Genomic DNA, 6,341 nt, shown 5'->3' with positions numbered 1-6,341 from the left:
GGATGCCGGGTTAGCCGCCCCCGGCCATGGATGGCCGATGGCGGCGGGCCCACGGAGCAGGACCGGAGCGAGGGCACCCTGAGCCTAGGCGAAGGGCCGAACGAAAGGGGCAAGAGCCTTTGGTTACTTTGGGCTTTTCAAAGTGACTCGCTGTAAGAGCGAAACCGCCAGCCGGCACTACCGCAGAAACGGATATGCACACGATCAAAGACCCAGCGATTGTTACATTCCCTGCAAGACTGAATCAGACCCAGCCCCCTTTATCCCCCACAGGCAAAGACTAAAATTCAGACACTGGAACCCACACAGAGCACAGAAAAATGAAAACCCTGACCAGCCTGTTCCTGACCCTCGCAGCCACCTCGGCCCTAGCCGCCAGCAACGAACCAGCAGCCACCCCGTACAACCCGGCACAGCCACTGGACATCGCCAAGGTCGTTTCAGTGACAGACACCGCAACCGCCTGCGGAGTCGTGCCAGCGACCATGGAATATGTCGACCATCAGGGCCAGACCCATCGCGTGACGTACGAAGTCATGGGCAACTGCACCACCGATCTGTGATCGCTCCGGTCATAACAACTTCCATGTGTAGCTGAGAATCAGGCGGTTCTCGTCGATATCACTGCGGTAGTTGGAGCGCGCCATGGCGTTGCGCACGCGGATCCCGAGGCCTTTGAGGCTGCCGCTTTGCAACACATAGCCGATGTCCAGATCGCGCTCGCGGTCCTTACCTTCAAACCCCTTGCCGGTGTCGACGTTATTGCCGGTGATGTAACGCACGGTGCTGGTCAGCCCCGGCACACCGAGGGCAGCGAAGTCGTAGTCGTAACGCGCCTGCCAGGAACGCTCATCGGTGTAGGCAAACTCGTAGGTCGGCACCTCATTGCCCAACGGAGTGATGTTGGCAAACACTCGCGGGAAGGCGCTGTCGCCGAACATACCCTGATAGCCGACATAAAACGTGTGACCGCCGCGCTTGGCCGACAGCAAAGAGAAGAACGCCTGGTTGTCGATGTTGCCCAGTAATTTTTTGCCGTCCTCGCGCGAATCGTAATAGCCAAGGTTGGCGCCCAGGGTCCAGTCACCCAACGGCTCGCTGTGCTTGAAGCCGAGAAAGCGCTGGTTGTAGATATCCTCCAATTGCCCGAACCAGGCGCTGACCGAGCTGCGTTTATCATTGAACGCGTAGTCGGCGCCGGCAAAGTTGAAACCATCGCTGCTGACCTGACGCTGGGGTACATGACCGAGCATGGCTTGCATCTTTTCATCGCCAGCCTCGTTGCGCAGGCTGGTCGAACTCAAATGACCGCCCTGTAAGGTCAGGCCATCGATCTCATTGGAGCTGATGCTTGCGCCCTGATAACTGGGCGGCAACAGACGGATATCGCTGAAGGCCAGCACCGGCAGGTTGGGTTGCAGTTCCCCCACCTTCAATTCGGTCTTGGAGTAACGCACCTTCAGCGCGCCCTCCAGACGACTGTATTCATTCGCCGCGCGTCCATCATCGCGCACCGGCAACAAACCGGTATTGACCCGGTCCGGGCTGCTGTCGAGTTTGAGGCCGAGCAGGCCAATGACATCTACACCAAAACCGACAGGCCCCTGGGTATAACCGGATTTGACGTTGAGAATGAAGCCCTGTGCCCACTCTTCGGCCTTCGACTGTTTATTGGCCCCGACGATGTCGGAGAAGTCCCGGCTGAAGTAGTAATTGCGCGCTTGCAAGGTGGCGGTGCTGTCTTCGATGAAGCCGCCCTCGGCGGCCACCGCACCGGTGGAGAAACTCGAGACGACAGCGATGGACAACACTGACCCGGTTGTTGGAAAAATCTGTTTCATCGTTTTTTCTCTTATTTTTATTGATCGACAGGTTGAAGTGCTTCAGTCGCAGCATTTGCGCTGCGAGCGATGGGACGCCGGGCGTTTAACAACCAGTGGGTGACCATGCCGAAAATCAGTCCCCAGAAAGCGGCAGACAACCCAAACAACGACATGCCCGAGGCGGTGGTGAGAAAGGTCACCAGCGCGGCTTCACGATCACTCGGCACCGCCATTGCGCCAGCCAGTGCCCCGGCTATCGCGGAGAACAACGCCAGCCCGGCCAGGGCCGCGATCAACTCCTTGGGAAACGCCGAAAACAACGAAACCAGCGTGGCGCCAAAGATCCCCAGCACCAAATAACAGAGACCGCCCACCACCCCGGCCACATAGCGTTTGCCCGGATTTTCATGGGCCTCGCGACCGGTACAGATGGCGGCGGTAATCGCCGCCAGATTCAGCCCGTGACAACCGAACGGCGCCAACAGCGCAGTGCCCAACGCACTGCTGGCGATGATCGGGCCGGCGGGCGTTGCGTAGCCGCTGGCGCGCAGCACCGCCATGCCGGGGACAAACTGGCCGGTCAGCGCCACCATCACCAGCGGCAAGGCGATATTCAGCGTCGCGCTCAAACTGAACGCAGGCGTGATCCACACTGGCGTGGCCAAACCGATCACCAGCGCTTCGCGGTGCAAATCACCGGCGAGAAACGCGATGGAACAGCCCACCAGCAGCACCATCAACACCGCATAACGCGGCATCACCCGTTTGCAGATCAAGTACGTGGCAAACATCGCCAGCACCAGCTGCGGCTTGCCTTGCAACGAGACGAACAACCCGGTGCCGAAACTGAACAGAATCCCCGCCAGCATCGCCGCCGCAATCGCCGCGGGCAGTTTGCCGATGATCCGGTCAAATGCCCCCGACACCCCGACCAGAAAGATAATCAGGCTGCTGACCAGGTACGCGCCCACCGCTTCGGGCATGGATATTCCCGGCAACAGCGCCACCAGCAACGCCGAGCCCGGCGCCGACCACGCGATGATCACCGGCACCCGGTAACGCAAGCTCAAACCGATGCCGAGCACGGCGCTGCCGATGGAAATCGCCCAGACCCACGACGACAGCACTTCTCGCGAGAGGTGAGCGGTTTCGGCGGCTTGAAAGATGATCACCAAGGGGCCCGCGTAGGAAATCACCGTCGCGATAAATCCGGCGACGGCAGCCGACAAGGAAAAATCCCGGAATAACGCTTTCATGAAACGTCGCCGACAGACCCGCCAGGCGAACCATGGCGCAGGCCCGACAGCGCTTGTTTGACACTGCGCTGACTGCTGATCGCGAACACGGTCATGGCGATAGCGGCCACCGCACCGGGCAAGGCAAACGCCATGAAGTTCAGTTGCAGCGGCAGGCTGATCCCCAGCAAGGCACCGCCCAGCAGCGGGCCGACGATGGCGCCGTTGCGGCCGATGCCCGACGCCCAGCCCAAACCGGTGGAGCGAATGGCCATGGAGTAGAACTGCGCGGCGCAGGCGTACAGCAGAATCTGCGAGCCGATGGTGGTGGCGCCAGCGATGGCGATCAGCAGGTATAACACCGGCATCGGGCTGTTGAAGCCAAGCAAGGTGATCGATACGGCTGCACCGGCGAAGAACACCGCCAACACGCGCGGCAGGTTGAGTTTGTCACCCAGCACACCGCCGCCGACCGCGCCGAAAATGGCGCCGAAGTTGAGCACCAGCAGGAACGACAGGCTCGAGCCCAGGCTGTAACCGGCGTTTGCCATCAGTTTTGGCAGCCAGGAACTCAAGGCGTAGACCATCAGCAAGCAGCAGAAAAACGCCAGCCACAGCATCAGCGTGCGCAGCGCCCGCCCCTCACGAAACAACTGCAACACCGGGGTGCCGCTGCCCTTCACTTCGCTCATGTGCAGCTGATCGCCGGTTTGCGCGATGTATGCCGGATCGACTCGCTGGAGAATGTTGCGCGCCTCTTCATGGCGCCCCTGACGCAGCATGAAACCCACCGATTCAGGCAGGAAGTACATGATCAACGGCAACAGCAGCAACGGCAGCACCGCCACGTAAAACACCGACTGCCAGCCGAAACTTGGGATCAGCACGATGCCGAGCCCCGCCGAGAGCATGCCGCCCACCGAGTAGCCACTGAACATGATCGCCACCAGCGTGCTGCGGATTTTCTTCGGCGCGTATTCGTTCATCAGCGCCACGACGTTGGGCATCACCCCGCCAATGCCCAGCCCGGCAATGAACCGACAGAGGCCAAACTCGGTGGGGTTACTGGCAAAACCGTTGAGCACGGTAAAACCGCTGAACAGCATCACGCACAGGGTGATGGCTTTTTTACGACCGATCTTGTCTGACAGCGGGCCGAAAAACAGCGCGCCGAACATCATTCCAAACAGTGCATAGCTTCCCAGTGCGCCGGCTTGCAGAGGACTGAGCCCCCACTCTTTCATCAGCATCGGCAACGCCACGCCGTAGATCACCAGATCGTAACCGTCGAAAATGATGATCAGGGCGCACCAGAACAGCACCATCCAGTGAAAGCGGTTGAATCGTGCCTTGTCGATAACCTCATGTACGTCAATCTTGCGCATGGCATCTATCTCTTGTTGTTGTTTTTTTAAGAGTCGGTAACGCGGCTAACGTCCGTACAGCCGAGGGTAAAGTCGCCAGGCACGGGGCAATATCCGCTTTGCGCAGATCGCTATCCGTTTTGTGCACCGCCCGGAACCGGGCGTTGGATGGGGATTGTTGTGGGCATGGCGCGATGCGGCCAGTCGTGAGAGCGGCCAACACCGCAACGTCAGCACGTCTATGCTGGACTTACACCGCTCATGCCTTTGCTCCTATCTACAGGAGGAAAAATCAATGGTTCCCACGCCCATTTCCGAGAAGGCTTTCTCCCGAGGTCTGCTCGATGTTCTGATTCGTGCCGGGTTGATTGCCATTCTGGTGGTTTTCTGCTTCCAGATATTCAGTCCATTCCTCGATCTGATGCTGTGGTCGATAATCCTGGCAATCACCCTCTACCCATCACAAGTCAGGTTCAAAGGCGTGCTGGGAGACAAGGATGGGCTCAGCGCGACGCTGATTGTGCTGATCGCCATCTGCATCCTTATGGTGCCTGCCTATTTGTTGGGAACCTCGATTGCAGACTCCGTGGAACGGGCGATAAGCATGGTCAAAAGTGACAGTTTCCATATCCCCCCTCCGTCCGATGCGGTGGCCAGCTGGCCGCTCGTGGGCAAACCCCTTCATGGCTTATGGACACAAGCTGTCACCAACCTGCCCGACCTGCTACAGAAGTTCATACCGCAAATCAAAGGTGTCAGCCTCTCCCTGCTGAGCAAGCTGGCGGGGGCCGGCATGGGGCTCCTGTTATTCATCTTCGCCCTGATGATTGCCGGTATTTTTTTAGCCTATGGTGAAAGTGGCCACCGCAGCGCAGTGCAAATCGCTTCGCGCTTCTGCGGCCCGGTCAAGGGACCGAAAATCACCGAGCTGTGCACCGCGACCATTCGGGCAGTGGCGTTGGGCGTGGTCGGCATCGCCTTCATCCAGATGCTGTTGATCGGCATCGGCTTTGTGTCCATGGGCATCCCCGGCGCAGGTCTTCTCGCCTTGGCGGTGCTGCTTATTGGCATAATGCAATTACCGGCCACCCTGATTACCCTTCCGGTCATCGTCTACGTCTTCGCGAGCGAAGGTGCCAGTACGGCGACCATTGTGTTTGCCATCTATGTCTTCGTTGCGGGCCTGGTCGATAACGTCCTCAAACCGTTGCTGCTAGGTCGAGGTGTCGATGTGCCAATGCCGGTGGTGCTGATCGGTGCCTTGGGCGGCATGGTCACGAGCGGTATCCTCGGCCTGTTTATCGGTCCTGTGATATTGGCGGTCGGTTATCGGCTGTTCTGGCAATGGGTGGACGATCAAGCGCAAGAACCCGGGACAGACCACCAGGGACCGACCTGACACGTCTGCCGAGGATATCGCCATGCTGTTGAATCTACTCGCCGGTCTCCCCGTGATGCTGTTCTGCCTGCTGATGCAAGCCGTTTTCATAACTATCTGTTTGCGCCATTACGTGCATTTCAGGCATACCCATCCAAATCGTGAATCGCAATGGCTGAATATCCTGTTGCTATCGATGGTCATGGTGCTGATGTTGCTCGGCAATTTCGTGCAGATCGCCATCTGGGCCACGCTGTTCATGTTGCTCGACGAATTCGACGAATTCGCCACTGCGCTCTATCACTCGGCAGTCAACTTCGCCACGCTGGGCTATGGCGATATCATCATGTCCCCACGCTGGCGTCTGCTTGGCCCACTGGAAGCAGCCAACGGCATCCTGATGTTTGGTGTCTCTACCTCAGTCATGACCGCTGCGGTGATGGATGTCATCAAACACAGCATGGAAAGGCTACAACAACGCGAACACCTATAGGTACGTCAGAAAAAGCAGGTAAGGTTCTATCTGAAGAAATCGCGACAG

6 protein-coding genes are annotated in these 6,341 nt (G+C 58.7%); 3 read left to right on the top strand and 3 right to left on the bottom strand.

Annotated elements, in window-relative coordinates; translation table 11 throughout:
- Positions 1 to 320: 320 nt before the first annotated feature.
- Complete coding sequence (locus tag AF70_RS08325; RefSeq protein ID WP_028938888.1) at positions 321 to 563, top strand: DUF2790 domain-containing protein; 243 nt, start codon at positions 321 to 323, stop codon at positions 561 to 563.
- Positions 564 to 572: 9 nt separating this feature from the next.
- Here the strand turns inward: AF70_RS08325 and AF70_RS08320 are convergent, their stop codons facing one another.
- From AF70_RS08320 to AF70_RS08310, 3 genes are read right to left on the bottom strand one after another with little or no spacing between them, the layout of a single operon-like run.
- On the bottom strand, positions 573 to 1,841 hold the full coding sequence (locus AF70_RS08320; RefSeq protein WP_028938887.1) for an OprD family porin: 1,269 nt from the start codon (positions 1,839 to 1,841) through the stop codon (positions 573 to 575).
- A 17-nt stretch (positions 1,842 to 1,858) separates the two neighbouring features.
- Positions 1,859 to 3,079, bottom strand: a complete 1,221-nt coding sequence (locus AF70_RS08315) for a benzoate/H(+) symporter BenE family transporter (RefSeq protein ID WP_028938886.1) — start codon at positions 3,077 to 3,079, stop codon at positions 1,859 to 1,861.
- Positions 3,076 to 4,443, bottom strand: a complete 1,368-nt coding sequence (locus tag AF70_RS08310; RefSeq protein WP_028938885.1) for an aromatic acid/H+ symport family MFS transporter — start codon at positions 4,441 to 4,443, stop codon at positions 3,076 to 3,078. The genes AF70_RS08315 and AF70_RS08310 overlap by 4 nt, the downstream gene beginning before the upstream one ends.
- Positions 4,444 to 4,717: 274 nt before the next feature.
- On the opposite strand from AF70_RS08310, the gene AF70_RS08305 reads away from it, so the two are divergent.
- Together AF70_RS08305 and AF70_RS08300 are read left to right on the top strand one after the other, a co-directional pair.
- Positions 4,718 to 5,821: an AI-2E family transporter gene (locus AF70_RS08305; RefSeq protein ID WP_028938884.1), complete on the top strand. Its 1,104-nt coding sequence runs from the start codon at positions 4,718 to 4,720 to the stop codon at positions 5,819 to 5,821.
- Positions 5,822 to 5,843: 22 nt separating this feature from the next.
- Positions 5,844 to 6,293 (top strand): potassium channel family protein, encoded by a 450-nt coding sequence (locus AF70_RS08300; protein ID WP_018930176.1) that lies wholly within the window; start codon positions 5,844 to 5,846, stop codon positions 6,291 to 6,293.
- Positions 6,294 to 6,341: the final 48 nt, after the last annotated feature.

The sequence above is a fragment of the Pseudomonas sp. KD5 genome, assembly GCF_012932895.1.
Classification (GTDB): domain Bacteria; phylum Pseudomonadota; class Gammaproteobacteria; order Pseudomonadales; family Pseudomonadaceae; genus Aquipseudomonas.
The sequence above is the reverse complement of the archived record's forward strand: the minus strand, read 5'-3'. Positions and strand labels throughout refer to the sequence as shown.

Coding starts and splice junctions, on each gene's coding strand:
- AF70_RS08310 (WP_028938885.1), bottom strand. CDS start 4,443: ATGCGCAAGATTGACGTACATGAGGTTATCGACAAGGCACGATTCAAC.
- AF70_RS08320 (WP_028938887.1), bottom strand. CDS start 1,841: ATGAAACAGATTTTTCCAACAACCGGGTCAGTGTTGTCCATCGCTGTC.
- AF70_RS08315 (WP_028938886.1), bottom strand. CDS start 3,079: ATGAAAGCGTTATTCCGGGATTTTTCCTTGTCGGCTGCCGTCGCCGGA.
- AF70_RS08325 (WP_028938888.1), top strand. CDS start 321: ATGAAAACCCTGACCAGCCTGTTCCTGACCCTCGCAGCCACCTCGGCC.
- AF70_RS08300 (WP_018930176.1), top strand. CDS start 5,844: ATGCTGTTGAATCTACTCGCCGGTCTCCCCGTGATGCTGTTCTGCCTG.
- AF70_RS08305 (WP_028938884.1), top strand. CDS start 4,718: ATGGTTCCCACGCCCATTTCCGAGAAGGCTTTCTCCCGAGGTCTGCTC.